This window comes from Massilia sp. PWRC2 (assembly GCF_049896725.1).
GTDB lineage: Bacteria > Pseudomonadota > Gammaproteobacteria > Burkholderiales > Burkholderiaceae_D > JAFCUW01.
Genome location: NZ_JAFCUW010000005.1, coordinates 44,674 through 59,333, shown reverse-complemented (window position 1 = coordinate 59,333; position 14,660 = coordinate 44,674). Strand labels below are relative to the sequence as shown.

The window sequence follows — 14,660 nt, the reverse complement described above, 5'->3', positions numbered from 1 at the left end:
AAAGAACCGCATGATCCGCTTTATTAACGTCAGCCTGATGCGCGGCACCAAGCCGCTGCTCGATAGTGTCGATCTGACCCTCAACCCGGGCGACAAGATCGGCCTGATCGGCGCCAACGGCGCCGGCAAATCGAGCCTGTTCGGCATGCTGCGCGGCGAAATTCACGCGGATCAGGGCGAGATCGACTTTCCCGCCAAGTGGCGCATGGCCTACGTGGCGCAGGAAACCCCGCCACTCGAACGCGCTGCGCTCGACTACGCCATCGATGGCGACGTCAACCTGCGCAAACTCGAAGCGGAACTGACGCGCCTGGAAGGCGAAGAAGCGACCACGGAAAACGGCATTGCAATTGGCGAGATCTACAGCGCGCTGGCCGACGCCGACGCCTATACGGTGATCTCGCGCGGCGAGCAGCTGCTGCTGGGCCTGGGCTTTTCGCTCGACCAGATGCAGCAGCCAATCGCCAGCTTTTCCGGTGGCTGGCGCATGCGCTTGAATCTCGCGCAGGCACTGATGTGCCCGTCCGACCTGCTGCTGCTCGATGAACCGACCAACCACCTCGACCTCGATGCCATCATCTGGCTGGAAGACTGGTTGAAGCGCTATGCCGGTACGCTCATCATCATCTCCCACGATCGCGATTTTTTGGACGAGATCTGCAACGTCATCGTTCACATCGACGAACGCAAACTCAAACGCTATTCGGGCAATTACTCGGGCTTCGAGCGCCAGCGCGCCGCCCAGATGATCCTCGCCGCCGGCACCCTCGAAAAGCAGGTGCGCCAGCGGGCCCACCTGGAGTCCTTCGTCAACCGCTTCAAGGCGCAGGCGTCGAAAGCGCGCCAGGCGCAAAGCCGCATGAAGGCGCTGGCCAAAATGGAAGAGCTGGCGCCACTGCGCGCCGCGGCCGAATTTTCCTTCGAATTTCGCGAGCCGCTGGCCGCGCCCAATCCGCTCCTGGTGATGGACAAGGTCGACGCCGGCTATCTTCTGCTCGACGAGCATGGCGACAAGGTGGGCGCCAAGACCATCGTTTCGAACATCAAGTTTTCGCTGCAAATCGGCCAGCGCATTGGCCTGCTGGGCGTGAACGGCGCCGGCAAATCGACCCTGATCAAAACCATCGCTGGCGAAATCGCCCCCTTGTGCGGCGACGCCACCATTGGCAAGGGCCTGTCGATTGGCTATTTTGCCCAGCACCAGGTGGAAATGCTGCGCCACGACGAATCGCCCCTGTGGCACCTGGCGAAAATCGCCCCCACCGTGCGCGAGCAGGAATTGCGCAACTTCCTCGGTGGTTTCAACTTCCCCGGCACCATGGTCACCAGCTCGATTGCGCCCTTCTCCGGCGGCGAAAAAGCCCGCCTGGCACTGGCCCTGATCGTCTGGCAGCGGCCAAATTTGCTGCTGCTCGATGAACCAACCAACCACCTCGACCTGGAAACGCGCGAAGCGCTGACCATGGCGCTGGCGCAGTTCGAAGGCACGCTGGTGGTGGTGTCGCACGATCGCCACCTGCTGCGTGCCACCACCGACGAATTCATCATCGTCGCCGACGGTCGCCTGCAACCGTTCGATGGCGACCTCGACGACTACAAGGACTGGCTGTTCCAGACCAAGCTGGGCAAGGGCACCAGCGTGCTGCCAGCGGCCGGCAAGGACAACAAGACCGATTTCCCCGTACAGTCGAGCGTGCCGGCCGCCAGCGCGGCCAGTGCCGTGCCAGCGGTCAATACCAAGGAACAAAAGCGGGTGGAAGCGGAGCAGCGCCAAAAGGTCGCCGCCCTCAAAAAACCCATCGAAGGCAAGCTCAAGCGCCTGGAAGAACAGATCGCCAAGCGCAACGGCCAGAAGGGTGAAGTCGACGCCAAGCTGGGCGAATCGACCATCTATGACGCCGCCAACAAGGCCAAGTTGAAGCAGCTGCTGGCCGACCAGAGTTTTTTCGCCAAGGACCTGGCGCAGCTTGAAGCGGAATGGTTGGTGTTGCAGGAGCAGCTCGAGAGCATTGCCGCCTGACGCCGGGCACGCTGCAGGAGCCCGTCAGGCCGCCTGCACGGCGCCGGCGGGCGCCGCCTTGCGGATCGACATCAGCTTATCGATGTCGACCAGGATCAGGCGGCGGCCCTCGCACACCCCCAGCCCCAGCAGATAGTCGACCGCCGCCGCGCCGGGGATAGACTCGATCTCGGCGGCATCGAGCCACACCACATCGGTGACGCCATCGACCACCATGCCCATCACGCTATTGCACAGTTGCAGGATGATGACATCGGTCAGCGGATCGGCCGCCCGGCGCGCGCCGTCGACGGCCACGCGCATGTCGACAATCGGCATGATGACCCCGCGCGAGACCGCCACGCCGCTGATGATCTCGCCTTCCGAAGCGAAGCGTTCCAGCGATTTGAGCACGCGCAATTCTTTGACCTTGCTAAAATCAAGACCATATTCGAGACCGCCAAGCTGGAAACGCAGATACTGGGTGCGGCCGCTGCAGGCGCTGGCAACTGTCATGGCAAACCTTTCGTTCTGAAAACACTGCGATAGCAAATTCCCATGCTAATCCCATCGCGTCGTACGAAATTGACAGTACTCAACATTTCCGTACACCATCTACCAGCGGCGAGGCGATACAATGCGCCTGCCATATTTGGTCGATAACATTGCTTAACAAAAAGGACACCGATGCTCGATTGGCTGCAGCGTTTATTTTCCGGCAAGGGCCGCAGCAGTGCGGGCGATCACAGCGCGCCAGCGGTGCCGCCAGCCGCGCCAGCGCAGGTATCGCTGCCGCCCGCGCGGCCGGCGCCGCGCGCCGTGGTTTCCTTCGACCAGCTCGACCGCGTCAATCATCTGTACCACCAATGGCTGTTCGACACCGTCGGCGACGCTGCCTTCGACACCAGCGAGCTCGAAGTGCAGGTGCTCGACGCCCTCAGCGCCATCGTCAATGCCCAGCAATCAGGCGAAGCGCTGGTGCGGCGCATGCCGGGCATGCTGCCGCAGCTGCTGCAAAGCCTGCGCAGCGATAATTTTTCGGGGGCCCAGCTGGCGCGCACGATATCCGGCGACGTCGTGCTGGTCGCCGCCGTCATCCGCATGGCCAACAGTTCGCTGACCGGTACCGGTACCCAGATCGCCAGCGTCGAGCACGCGGTGATGGTAATCGGCCAGCAAGGCTTGCGCCACCTGATCACCAGCGTCGCCTTCCGCCCCATCATCGATATGCACTCGGGCCACTACACGCGCCGCCTGGCGCCGCGCATCTGGGATTTGTCCGAGCGGGTGGCGGTGGCCAACCGCCAGCTGGCCGAGGCGCTCGGCATCGATCCCTTCGAGGCCTTCCTGGCCGGACTGGTGCAGCACGTCGGCCTGATCGTCGCCCTGCGCCTGATGGACCAGATCGCCAAGGACGACCGCAGCCTGGGCTCGGAACTGTTTTGCGCCGAACTGCTGCGCCAGTCCAGGAGCCTGTCCTGCGCCATCGGCATCGAATGGAAATTTCCCGACAGCGTCACCCGTGCGATTGGCGAACAGGGCGGTGTGAAAAAAGGCGCGCAAGTGTCGCCGCTGGGTCGCCTGCTGACCGTCACCGATTACCTCGGCCAGTTGCGCACCCTGGTCGAGCACGAGCGCGCGCTGTTGAACGATCCGGCCCTGTTTGGCAGCCTGCCGCCGTATGCGGGCAACGCCTACCGCCTGCTGGCCAGCCTCGAGACGCCAGCCGTCGACGGCGCCAGCCCCGCTGCCTGAGATGGCCGGCCCCGCCATCGACGCCGCCGAAGTGGCGTTCACCGCCATCCGCGCCCAGGGGCCGGGCGGGCAAAACGTCAACAAGGTCTCGTGCGCCGTGCACCTGCGTTTTGCGGTGGCGCCGTCGTCGCTGCCAGCGGCGGTCAAAGAGCGGCTGCTGGCGCTGCATGACAGCCGTATCACCCGCGACGGCGTGGTGGTGCTCAAGGCGCAGCAATCGCGCAGCCTCGAGCAAAACAAGGCCGACGGCTTGCGCCGCTTGCAGGAACTGGTCGACAGCGTGGCGGTGGCACCGCTGATCCGGCGCGCCACCCGGCCCACGCGCGGCTCGCAACAGCGGCGGCTGGAATCGAAGACGCGCAGTGGCGCCACCAAGGCGCTGCGCGGCAAGGTGCAGGATTAAGCAAGTTCAGCAGTTCAGCAGTCCAAGGGCCGTCATTCGGTTCAGCTGCTCCACGCCACCGTGCCAGCGCTGCCGGCGAAAATGAGCGCGCCGGCGCTGCTGCCGCGCAGGCGCAGCTTGACATCCTTGAGCGCCATATCGTGCGGCAGGCCAGCATTCGGATCGTACTTCATGGTGCGCACCACGGTCTCGCCTCTGACGCTGGTAATTTCCACCTGCGCCGCGGTATCGCAACTGCGGCGCTGCTCGAACAGTTGGTCGACCAGCGCCTGGCCGGCATCGCGCTCGGTGGTGGCGGCCTTCAAGTCGAGCGACACCCTGGCGATGGCTTTCAGGGCCGGCCCCAGCGCTTGCGCCATTTTCTGAAACTGCGGCAGCTGCTCGGTCGTCAGGGTCAATTCTTTCTTGCGAATTTTCGAGGCCAGCAGCATGTACTTGCGCACCTCCGGCTGGCCGGTCATGGCATCCATCTGTTCTTGCAGGGCGGCGGCGCTGGCGGCAAAATTGTCGAGCCGCGCACGCATCAGCGCCAGCAGCTTGTCGATTTCGCTGCTGTCGGGGCGCAGCGCGAACACCAGCATGTCGCTTTGCTTGCGCGGGCCGACCTGGTCGGCGATCACCCGGCGGCCGGCAATGGCGCAGCCTTCGGCGCGAGCGACGCGCACCTCGTCGCCGAGGATCTCGCAATTGACCGCGTGCTCGACGCGCACACGGGCGCCGACGATGATGCAGTGGTCGGCGCGATCAATGAGGACGTCGCCGCGGCGCGACTCGATCGTCGCGTTCGACGCCAGGCCGAGAATGCGGATGGCGCCATGCGCACTGGTGGCGGCGCCGCCGACCAGGTTGCGGCGCAATACGATGGCGCCGCCGCGCGAGATCAGGTGCCCATACACGTCGCCGTGGATGGTAATGCCCTCGCCTTCGATCACGCGCTTTTCCTGCACCTCGCCGAATTCTTCGTAGTCGCCGCTTAACTGCAGGTTGCCGGTGGTGCGCGACGAGACGCCATCGCGGCTGATGATCTTGTCGCTGATGGCGATCTTGCCGGTGGCCGGATCGAGGTCGAGATAGCCGGTCCGCTGGGCGACCAGGAACTGGCCGTCAGCGCCAAGCGCGATGGCCGTGCCCTCGCCCACCATCGGCGCCAACTCCACTTCGGCCGGGACGGCGGCGGCCACGCGCGCGCCCGACAGTTCGACCCCGGCCACGCCAGCGCGCGCCGGCAGCTTTTGCAGCAGGCGGGAACCAGCCTTGATTTGCGGGAAGCGGTTCTGGAAGGCCATCAGATCGAGCTTGCCGCTGGCCAGCTGGCGGGGCGCATCGCTGCGGTGCAGCTCGGCTGCCACCTCGACAATGCGGCCATCCTGGCCTGGCTGCGGCAGGCGGCGCCGTGCCACCGTGACAAACGCGCTGTCGCCAGCGGCCATGGCGCTGATCGCCGCGCCGATGGCCTCGACGTCGAGGCCGAAGCGCACCCCCTGGCTCCACAGGTGAGCGACGAATTCGTCGACCGTCAGTGCGCTGGCGGGGGTGGCGGCGCTGGCCGCTTCAAACAGGTATTCGGCCGCGCCATCGGTCAGCCTGACCTGCCCGTACAGCGCGCGGCGCGCGGCCTCGAAGCTGTCGATGCCGCTGGCCAGCCGCAGCGGGCCGGCGGCCCCATCAGTGCCGAGCTCATAGAGCGCTTCGAGCAGCGCGCCGTAGTCGATCCCGGTCAAGTAAAAATTGCCGCGCATCAGGTATTCGTAGGCGGCCATGCAACTCTGGCCGAGCGCCGCCCAATCGGCGTAGATGCCGTCCTCCTGCCTGTAAATGCAGTGTTCAAGACCAATCGCATCGAGTCCGCCCACCGGCGGATAGTGCCTTGCTGCTGCCAGAGAAACCATCGACACAGTGACGCTCCGAATCCGATGACATTGCTCAATCGGTTAGTTAGTTTTTCTTACTACAAGTTTTCGTAGCGTAACACGAGGCGTGCGGCAAGGGCACCATCAAGCGCAGGGATAGACAGCAGTATGTTGCTTTTGTAGCACTGAGGAGGCAACCAGCGCGGGCACTGGTCGAGGCAGGGATCGCAATTAACGGCGCGGTGCGTTCGGATACAGGTCCATACCTGCTTCGTTGATCTGGCGCCGCAACTCGCGGCGCTCGTCCGGGGTCAGGCGGCCGCCGCGGCGGCTCTCCTGCGGCTGCGCGCCCTGCATTTGTTGCATTTGCTGTGATTGTTGCATTTGCTGCGCTTGTTGCATTTGTTGCGCCTGTTGCAAGCGGCGGGCGTCGTCAGCACGCAACTCGTACGCGCGGCCGTCGCCCCGTTGCTGCGGCGCCTCGCGTGATGGCTGCGGCGACTGCGGGCGATCACGCTGGTCGCGCGGTTGATCGCGCGCTTGGTCCCTCGAGTCGCGCTGATCAGCGCCGCCAGCATGGCTGACGCCGCCGGCGCCGGCCAGCACTACACCAATGAACAACGCGCGCAGCAAGCCAAGCTTGCCGGTGAACCCGGTTCCTGCTGGTGCCCAAATCTCCGATGGCGCGATTTTCATAGTGTCCCTCTTCCGCGATGCCGCATTACCATATAAGCTTGGTAGCCATTACTTGTATCCATTACTTGCGCTATAGCCCCAGTGTAGGTCGATTCGATGGCAGGCATAAGGCAGATTGGGTAAAGTTTGTAACAGTATGTAATGACCTAAAAGCAACGCTGTTTGCACGGCGATAAGACGTTACCATAGCGCTACCACTATGACAATTCCAGCAGGCTCATGACCATGATTCAACCTTCAAATTCGAGCAACAATACAACGGTGACTACAGGCAATGGTCACCTTGCCAAGATTATGGTGGTCGACGACGACGTCCGCCTGCGCGACCTGCTGCGCCGTTATTTAACAGAACAGGGCTTTGCCGTCGTCACCGCCGAAAACGCCACCGCCATGAACAAGCTGTGGCTGCGCGAGCGCTATGACCTGCTGGTGCTCGACCTGATGCTGCCCGGCGAAGATGGTCTGTCGATTTGCCGCCGTCTGCGCGGCGCCGGCGACCAGACGCCCATCATCATGCTCACCGCCAAGGGCGAAGACGTCGACCGCATCGTCGGCCTCGAAATGGGCGCCGACGATTACCTGCCCAAGCCGTTCAACCCGCGCGAACTGGTGGCGCGGATTGGCGCCGTGCTGCGCCGCAAGGGTCCCGACGAAATTCCCGGCGCGCCATCGGAAACCCCGCAAACCTTCGAGTTCGGCCAGTTCGTGCTCGACCTGGGCACCCGCACCCTGAAAAAAAGCGGCGAGACCGTGCCGCTGACCACCGGTGAATTTTCCGTCCTCAAAGTGTTCGCCCGCCACGCGCGCCAGCCGCTGTCGCGCGAAAAACTGATGGAGCTGGCGCGCGGGCGCGAATACGAAGTGTTTGACCGCAGCCTCGATGTGCAGATCTCGCGCCTGCGCAAACTGATCGAACCCGATCCCTCCTCGCCCCTGTACATCCAGACCGTCTGGGGTCTCGGTTACGTGTTCATCCCGGAAGGTCAGCCGCGCTAGTGTTGTCCGCCGACGCCCTGCCCGTGCGTGCACCCCGTTTGAGCTGGTTCAAGAGCGGCCTGTTCTGGCGCACCTTCCTTCTGCTCGGCCTGCTCACGACCCTGTCGATGGGTTCGTGGATCGCCATGATCAGCGCGGTCCAGCGCGGCCCGCAGGTCGAGCAGACGGCCGAACTGGTCATCTCCGTCGTCACCATCACCCACGCCGCCCTGACCCACTCGGCGCCCGACCTGCGCACCGAGCTGCTCTTTGAGCTGGTCAGCAACGAGGGCATCCGCGTGCTGCCGCTGCTGCCCACCGACAGCGTCGAGCCGCCGCCGGACAGCCCGCTGATGCCGGAGATCGAAGCACTGATCAAGCAAAAGCTGGGCAAGGACACGCGCTTTTCCAGCAACGTCAACGGCACCACCGGCTTTTGGATCAGCTTTAAAATCGACGGCGATGAATACTGGCTGATGCTCGAACGGGAGCGCCTGTCAGGGCTGTCGGGCGTGCAGTGGCTGGGCTGGGCCGGCGTGGTCGGTGTGCTCTCGCTGCTGGGCGCGGCGCTCATTTCCAGCCTGATCAACCTGCCGCTGGCGCGCCTGACCGCCGCCGCCCGCGCCATCGCCCAGGGCAAACGGCCGGCGGCCCTGCCCGAAAAGGGGGCGCAGGAGATCATCGAAGCGAACCGCAGTTTCAACCAGATGGTCGACGACCTGCAGCGGGTCGAAACCGACCGCGCGCTGATCCTGGCCGGCATCTCGCACGACCTGCGCACCCCGCTCACGCGCATGCAGCTGGAAGTGGAAATGGCGCAGCTGTCGCAAGACGCCCGCGAAGGCATGCAATCGGATATCGCCCAGATGGACGCCATCATCGGCCAGTTCCTCGACTACGCCAAGCCGACCGAGACGTCGAGCTTCGTGCCGGTCAATATGAGCGAGCTGCTGGCCGACGTCGCCCGCGCCGCCGAGCGCATCCCCAGCATGCGCGTGCGTACCGATATCGAGGCCGAGGTGGTGGTGATGGCCAACGCCACCGACCTGCGCCGGGTCTTTAATAACATCATCGAAAACGCCCGCCGCTACGGCGTCACGCCCGGCACCAGCTACACCGAGATCGACATCGGCTGCCATGTGCGGGTCATCGGCGGCAGCAGGCGCGCCGTGATCGCGCTGGAAGACCACGGCGAAGGGGTGCCGGCAGCGCAGATCGAACAACTATTAAAACCGTTTACCCGATTGGACACCGCGCGCGGCCAGGCGAATGGCGCCGGCCTGGGTCTGGCCATCGTCGAGCGCGTGGTGCTGCGCCACCAGGCCACGTTAAGCGTGCGTAACCGCGACGGCGGCGGCCTGCATATCGGGCTGGCGATGGCGGTGGTGTAAGGTCAGGGCCGGGGCCAGGGCCGCGGTTTATACTGCAGCTTCTTTCGACTACCGGATTGTCCCATGACCCCACTGCAGTTTAGCGACGTCGAGGACGCCGCCGCCCGCATCGCCGGCATCGCCCACCGCACCCCTGTACTGACTTCGCGCACCGCCAACGAGCGCACCGGGGCGCAGCTGTTTTTCAAGTGCGAAAACTACCAGCGCACCGGCGCCTTTAAATTTCGCGGCGCCTGCAATGCGCTGGCGCGCTTTAGCGACGCCCAGCGCGCCGCAGGCGTGCTGACCTACTCGTCGGGCAACCATGCGCAGGCGATCGCACTGGCGGCCCGGCTGGCCGGCATCAAGGCCGCCATCATCATGCCGCACGACGCCCCCGCCCTGAAGGTGGACGCCACCCGCGGCTACGGCGCCGAAGTGATCGTGTATGACCGCTACACGGAAAACCGCGAAGAAATCGGCCGCCGCCTGGCGCACGAGCGTGGCATGACCCTGGTGCCACCGTACGACCACCGCGACGTCATTTGCGGCCAGGGCACCGCCGCCATGGAACTGTTCGAAGAAACCGGCCCGCTCGATGTGCTGCTGGTGTGCCTTGGCGGCGGCGGCCTGCTGGCCGGTTCGGCGCTGGCCGCACGCGCCATGAGCCCCGCCTGCCGCGTCATCGGGGTCGAGCCGGAAGCCGGCAACGATGGCCAGCAGTCGCTGCGCAGCGGCGCCGTGGTGACCATCGCCGTGCCCACCACCATCGCCGACGGCGCCATGGTGACCCACTTGGGCGCCCACAATTTTGACGTGATCCGGCGCGACGTCGATACCATCGTCACCGTCAGCGACGCCCAGCTGGTCGAGACCATGAAGTTCTGCGCCGAGCGCATGAAGATGGTGGTCGAACCGACCGGCTGCCTGGGCGCCGCTGCCGCCATGTGCGGCGCGGTGCCAGTGGCCGGCCTGCGGGTGGGCATCATCGTCAGCGGCGGCAATGTCGACCTGGCGCGCTTTGCCAGCCTGGTGACACAGTAAGAAGCTGTCCAATTGTTACAAGAATGTTACCGTAGCAACTGTTACAGGCGAAAGCGCGGCAGCGCACATACCTGTGCCTGAGAACGTTTTATAACGTTGGTACACCCACTCAAGGAGAGACATCATGATCAAGAAAATCTTGCTCGCCACCATAATCGCCGGATCATTTGGCGCCGGCGTCGCCGTCACCGCACCGGCCGCAGCGGCCGTCGTCATCGTGCGCCAGGCGCCGCCGCCGCCGCGCAATGAAGTGGCACCGCCAGCGCGCCGCGGCTACGCATGGCAAAACGGTCACTGGGAATGGCGCAACAACCATTACGTCTGGGCCAAGGGCAGCTGGGTGCGCGAACGCCGCGGCTACCGTTACAACCAGCCGACCTGGGCCGAACGCGATGGCAAATGGCAGATGTCGCGCGGTAACTGGGCACGCGGCGATAACGACGGCGACGGCGTGCGCAACCGCGACGATGCGCGCCCGAACAATCCGAACCGCAACTAACAGCAAGCCCGGCCTTCACGCCGTTTAGTGAGGCTGCTTGCCCCCTCTCCTACACAGCAAACACTTGCTGATTCACCACACTAGTTCGCCGCCGTCGTAAACGACCACGATTTGGCGGCGGCCTTGCCATTGACGGTGCCGGCGAACGTGACGGTATAGCTGGTCGACGCCGTCAGGCGCGCGGTCGGCACCAGCGTGGCCGTATAGATATCCTGGTTGCTGTCGGGCGTCACCGCCGGCCCGTTGCTGGCCATATTGTTGACCAGGATGCGCACATCGAGCGCGCCGCCGCCGGCAGTGGGGGCGACATTGAGCACACTGATGATGATGGCCGGCGCCGTGGTGGCCGGCTTGGCCTTGAAGTTGAGCGAAATGGGCGCGCCCAGTTCGGCGAACGCCGGCAGCGGCGTGGGTGACTCGGTATGGTTGAAAAACACCAGCGGCACGCCAGTCTGGCCGGCGTACGGATAGACCCGCACCGTGCCTTCAGGCGGCAGCTGTTCGGCTGCGCCCGTGGCGACCCCCACCTCGAGCACGCAGACGGTGTACTTGCCGTAGGCCGGATAGGCCTTGGTGGTGCCGGCGGCCATGCCGATGTCGCGCGCATTCGAAAACAGCACGGCGACGTGATAGACGCTGTTGGCCCAGGCATCCGCGCAGCTACCCCAGGCGTCGGCAGCCAGATTTTGCCCGAACATCGATTCGGCCACCACCCCGCGGTAGCCGGCAGCGAGCGCACGCGCGGTCGGATCGACGCCGGTAAAGCCGGCCACGCCGGCCGTCTCCGTGTGTGACTTGAGCAGCGAGCCGTCGTCGGTGTTGATGTAGTTCCAGTGTGCCAGCGCGGCCGCATCGAGCGGTGCATTCTGGGTCAGCTGTCCCGAACCTATGCTGCTGCGCACGGTATTGACTTCCGTGTAGACGGCGGCATTGCCACTGGCGGCCAGATAGGTCGGTGCCGGCGCCAGCGGCACCTGGGCGTTGGCGTCGGTCACCGGCGTCACCGGTGCCGGCGTGACAGGCACGCTGGCCGTGCCGCCGCCGCTGCCGCCACCACCACCACCACCACCACAAGCGGCCAGGGCCAGGGCGACCCCAACGGCGAGCAGGTTTGCCCCTTGAATGATCTTCGTTTTCATAAAATTCCTTTGCATCGTGCTACTTCAGCTACTTCAATCAGTTGGCCAGCGGCCCTTGCGAGGCCGCTGGCGGAAATTGCGTTGCCAGATTACGGACGAGCCATCGGTGCTGCCGCCATCGCCACGCCCTCGCGCTGACGGTCGTCGGCGTCGTCAAGCCCGGCCGGCAGCGACAATGGCGTCTCGCCCGCGGCATCCGGCATGGCTGGCAGCGGCGCTGCCGGTGCCAGTGGTAGCGGCAGCGCCGGCAGCGCCGCCGTGCTCACCGTGCTCACCGTGGTAGAACCGGGCAGCGCTGCCGGCGCTGGCATCGGCGACGGCAGGATCCAGACGTCAGCGAGCGGCGTGATGGCGCCGACGGCGCTGGCCACGCTACTGGAGAGCGCATAGTTGCCACTGTCGCTGCCGCTCACGCGAATCGCGCTCACCCCGATCGCCTTGCCGCTGCCGGCGCTGGCGTCGCTGAAGCTGGCGTTCGCCGCCAGCACCAGGCTGTCGCCGGCGAGTCGGTTGTCGGCCAGCGTGACGGGCGCCGTGGTGTTGCCGTCGTAGACCTTGCTGCCGCCGGTGGCGCGCACCGTCAGGCTTTTCGGCGTGATGGCGGCGCTGGTGCTGGCGTTGCTGGCGACACTGTAGTTGCCGGCGTCAGCACCGCTGGCGACGATGCCGCTGACCGTCACCGCTTTGGCAGCGCCGACGTTCTTGTCGGTAAAGGCCACGCTGACATAACTGAGGCTGAGGGCGTCGCCGCCGATGCGGTCGTCGCCCAGCGTCACGCTGGCGCTGGTGCCACCATCGTAGACCTTGGACTGGCCAACGGTATTGACGGTCAAGACCTTCTTGCCGATATCGGCCAGGCCAAGGGCGCTGCTGCCAACGTTGTAGTTGCCGGCATCGGCGCCGCTCAGACTGATACCGTTGACGGTCACCGTCTTGCCGACGCCGGCGTTCTTGTCGGCGAAGGCGGCACTGCCGTAGGACAGGCCGAGCACATCGCCCAACACCCGGTTGTCGAGCAGGGCCACGCTGGCGGCGCTGCTGCCGTCGTAGAGCTTCGACTGCGCCGCCGCCGTCACCGCCAGATTGGCCCGCGCCACGCTGGCAAACGACGCCGTGCTGCTGTTGGCGCTGTAGTTGGCGGCGTCAACACCCGACAGGCTGATGCCACTGACGCTGACGAACTTGTTGATGCCGGCGTTCTTGTCGAGGAAAGCGGCGCTGGCCGCCACGCTCAGGCGGTCGCCGGCGATGCGGTTGTCGAGCAGGTTGACGGCGGCGGCCACGCTGCCATCGTAGACCTTGTCCAGCGCCGCCGCCGTCACCGCCAGGCTGCGTGGCACGATGCTGGCGCTCAGGCCAGCCGGCTGGACCAGGCTGTAGTTGATGCTGTCGGCGCCGGTCAGGACAAAGGCGCTGCCGGTGACGGCCTTGGCAAGGCCAGCGTTTTTGTCAGCGAATACACCACTGATGGCGCCCACGTGCAGGTCGTCGCCCAGCAACGCGCCGCTGAGCACCGCGCCGCTGACATTGATGGTGGCGGCAGTGCTGCCGTCATACACCTTGTCGAGCGCCACCACGCCAGCGACCGTCAGGTCGGCGCGGCCGATGGCGGCATTGGTGGCGGCGCTGCCGACGACCGTGTAGTCGCTGGCGCGGCCGGCACCGGCTGCGCCATCGAGCAGCGTGATGCCGCTGATGGTGGCGCGTTTGGCGGCGCCGGCATTCTTGTCGTCGAAGGCGACGCCGCCGGCAGCCACCACGCGCAATGTTTCGCCATCGACCACGCCGCCCAGCGCCAGAGCCGTCAGGGTGGCGCTGGTGCTGCCGTCGTAGCGGCGGCTGGCGACGCTGGCCGACACCGTCAGCAGCGCCTGCTCGATGGTGGCGCTGGCAACGCCGCCGGCCAGCGTGTAATTGCTGGCCAGGCCAGTGCCATCGGCCAACGCCAGGCTGCCGCGGTTGACGGCCTTGGCGCTGCCGACGTGCTGGTCGACGATGCTGGCACTGCCCGTCAGGCCGAGCGTCTCGCTGTGCGGCAGCATGCCAAAGTTGAACACCGACGCATCGACCACGGTGCTGCCGTTGTAGGCGCGCGCAGCTGTCAAGTTGACGATGAAAGGCGTGATCGTCACCGGCGCGGCGGCCAGCGCCGGCAAGGCGTAATTGCTGGCGCGGGCGGTGGCCGAATCGAGCAGGGTGATGGCGCTGATGGTCTTGCCGGCGACGGCCACATTGGCGTCGCTGGCGACGGCGCCGCTGTATGCCAGCAGTTCGCCGGCCACGCCGGTGGTGATGTTCACCGCAGCCGTCAGGCTGCTGCTGCCATCGTAGGTCTTGCTCGCTGCCAGCGCCACGGTTTTCGCCGTGATGGTCAGCGCTGCGTGGGCCGCGTCGAGCAGCGGCAAGCGGTAATCGCTGGCCAGGCCGGTGGCGTCGGCCAGCGTGATCGCGCTGATTGATTTGCCAGCGGTCGCCACATTGGCGTTGCTGGCGAGCGCGCCGCTGTAGGCCAGCGTCTCGCCCGCCACGCCGGTGCCGATGCTGACGGCGCCGGTCAGGCTGGTATTGCCGTCGTAGGTCTTGCCAGCGCCGAGGGTAACGGTGCGCGCCGTGATTGCCGCCGCCACCTCGGCGCTGCTCGAAGTCAAGGCGTAGTCGCTGGCCTGCGAGCCCTGGCTGCCGGCGATGGCGCCGACCGCCAGGCCAGAGACGGTCACCTTGCTGGCGCTGGCCACGTGGGCGGTATCGTAGAGGGCGCCGCTGGCAGCAATGCTGGCGTCGAGGTCGCCGCCGATCAGGCCAGTGAGGTGATAGGTGGGCAGCAGGCTGCTGCTGGTGGAACCGTCGTAGACCTTGCTGACGCCGGCGTTGCTGAGGGTGGCCGTCAGCGCGCGCGCGCTGATGGTGGCGGCGACGTCGAAGCTGCTCGC

Annotated in this window: 12 protein-coding genes; 7 read left to right on the top strand and 5 right to left on the bottom strand. The window is 65.6% G+C overall.

Translation table 11 applies throughout. From position 1 onward, the window contains the following. Positions 1–10 precede the first annotated feature (10 nt). Positions 11–2,020 (top strand): ATP-binding cassette domain-containing protein, encoded by a 2,010-nt coding sequence (locus ACP7BZ_RS11490; RefSeq protein ID WP_426113184.1) that lies wholly within the window; start codon positions 11–13, stop codon positions 2,018–2,020. Positions 2,021–2,044: 24 nt separating this feature from the next. Here the strand turns inward: ACP7BZ_RS11490 and ACP7BZ_RS11485 are convergent, their stop codons facing one another. Continuing rightward, positions 2,045–2,515: a chemotaxis protein CheW gene (locus tag ACP7BZ_RS11485; protein ID WP_426113182.1), complete on the bottom strand. Its 471-nt coding sequence runs from the start codon at positions 2,513–2,515 to the stop codon at positions 2,045–2,047. A gap of 171 nt (positions 2,516–2,686) precedes the next feature. Here ACP7BZ_RS11485 and ACP7BZ_RS11480 point away from each other — a divergent pair, with 171 nt between their 5' ends. Together ACP7BZ_RS11480 and arfB are read left to right on the top strand one after the other, a co-directional pair. Beyond that, positions 2,687–3,754, top strand: a complete 1,068-nt coding sequence (locus tag ACP7BZ_RS11480) for an HDOD domain-containing protein (protein WP_426113180.1) — start codon at positions 2,687–2,689, stop codon at positions 3,752–3,754. A gap of 1 nt (position 3,755) precedes the next feature. Then, positions 3,756–4,157, top strand: coding sequence for an alternative ribosome rescue aminoacyl-tRNA hydrolase ArfB (gene arfB, locus ACP7BZ_RS11475; RefSeq protein ID WP_426113178.1), 402 nt, complete (start codon positions 3,756–3,758; stop codon positions 4,155–4,157). Positions 4,158–4,198: 41 nt separating this feature from the next. Here arfB and ACP7BZ_RS11470 read toward each other — a convergent pair whose 3' ends face one another. Continuing rightward, entirely contained in the window at positions 4,199–6,046 is a 1,848-nt protein-coding gene (locus ACP7BZ_RS11470; protein WP_426113717.1) for a flagellar assembly protein A, read from the bottom strand. 192 nt (positions 6,047–6,238) lie between these two features. Beyond that, positions 6,239–6,703 (bottom strand): hypothetical protein, encoded by a 465-nt coding sequence (locus ACP7BZ_RS11465; RefSeq protein WP_426113176.1) that lies wholly within the window; start codon positions 6,701–6,703, stop codon positions 6,239–6,241. A gap of 225 nt (positions 6,704–6,928) precedes the next feature. Here ACP7BZ_RS11465 and ompR point away from each other — a divergent pair, with 225 nt between their 5' ends. From ompR to ACP7BZ_RS11445, 4 genes are all read left to right on the top strand, one after another. Further along, entirely contained in the window at positions 6,929–7,699 is a 771-nt protein-coding gene (gene ompR / locus ACP7BZ_RS11460) for a two-component system response regulator OmpR (protein WP_426113175.1), read from the top strand. Next, on the top strand, positions 7,699–9,069 hold the full coding sequence (locus ACP7BZ_RS11455) for an ATP-binding protein (protein ID WP_426113172.1): 1,371 nt from the start codon (positions 7,699–7,701) through the stop codon (positions 9,067–9,069). Before ompR ends, ACP7BZ_RS11455 begins: the two co-directional genes overlap by 1 nt. A gap of 63 nt (positions 9,070–9,132) precedes the next feature. Then, complete coding sequence (locus tag ACP7BZ_RS11450) at positions 9,133–10,092, top strand: threo-3-hydroxy-L-aspartate ammonia-lyase (protein ID WP_426113170.1); 960 nt, start codon at positions 9,133–9,135, stop codon at positions 10,090–10,092. Positions 10,093–10,216: 124 nt separating this feature from the next. Next, positions 10,217–10,591, top strand: coding sequence for a YXWGXW repeat-containing protein (locus ACP7BZ_RS11445; RefSeq protein ID WP_426113168.1), 375 nt, complete (start codon positions 10,217–10,219; stop codon positions 10,589–10,591). An 80-nt stretch (positions 10,592–10,671) separates the two neighbouring features. Here ACP7BZ_RS11445 and ACP7BZ_RS11440 read toward each other — a convergent pair whose 3' ends face one another. After that, positions 10,672–11,730 carry an Ig-like domain-containing protein gene (locus tag ACP7BZ_RS11440; RefSeq protein WP_426113167.1) on the bottom strand — a complete coding sequence of 353 codons (1,059 nt, stop codon included), beginning with the start codon at positions 11,728–11,730 and terminating at the stop codon, positions 10,672–10,674. A gap of 89 nt (positions 11,731–11,819) precedes the next feature. Beyond that, on the bottom strand, positions 11,820–14,660 hold a 2,841-nt coding region (locus ACP7BZ_RS11435; RefSeq protein WP_426113165.1), incomplete at its 5' end, for a beta strand repeat-containing protein.

Coding starts and splice junctions, on each gene's coding strand:
- ACP7BZ_RS11490 (WP_426113184.1), top strand. CDS start 11: ATGATCCGCTTTATTAACGTCAGCCTGATGCGCGGCACCAAGCCGCTG.
- ACP7BZ_RS11485 (WP_426113182.1), bottom strand. CDS start 2,515: ATGACAGTTGCCAGCGCCTGCAGCGGCCGCACCCAGTATCTGCGTTTC.
- ACP7BZ_RS11480 (WP_426113180.1), top strand. CDS start 2,687: ATGCTCGATTGGCTGCAGCGTTTATTTTCCGGCAAGGGCCGCAGCAGT.
- arfB (WP_426113178.1), top strand. CDS start 3,756: ATGGCCGGCCCCGCCATCGACGCCGCCGAAGTGGCGTTCACCGCCATC.
- ACP7BZ_RS11470 (WP_426113717.1), bottom strand. CDS start 6,046: ATGGTTTCTCTGGCAGCAGCAAGGCACTATCCGCCGGTGGGCGGACTC.
- ACP7BZ_RS11465 (WP_426113176.1), bottom strand. CDS start 6,703: ATGAAAATCGCGCCATCGGAGATTTGGGCACCAGCAGGAACCGGGTTC.
- ompR (WP_426113175.1), top strand. CDS start 6,929: ATGATTCAACCTTCAAATTCGAGCAACAATACAACGGTGACTACAGGC.
- ACP7BZ_RS11450 (WP_426113170.1), top strand. CDS start 9,133: ATGACCCCACTGCAGTTTAGCGACGTCGAGGACGCCGCCGCCCGCATC.
- ACP7BZ_RS11445 (WP_426113168.1), top strand. CDS start 10,217: ATGATCAAGAAAATCTTGCTCGCCACCATAATCGCCGGATCATTTGGC.
- ACP7BZ_RS11440 (WP_426113167.1), bottom strand. CDS start 11,730: ATGAAAACGAAGATCATTCAAGGGGCAAACCTGCTCGCCGTTGGGGTC.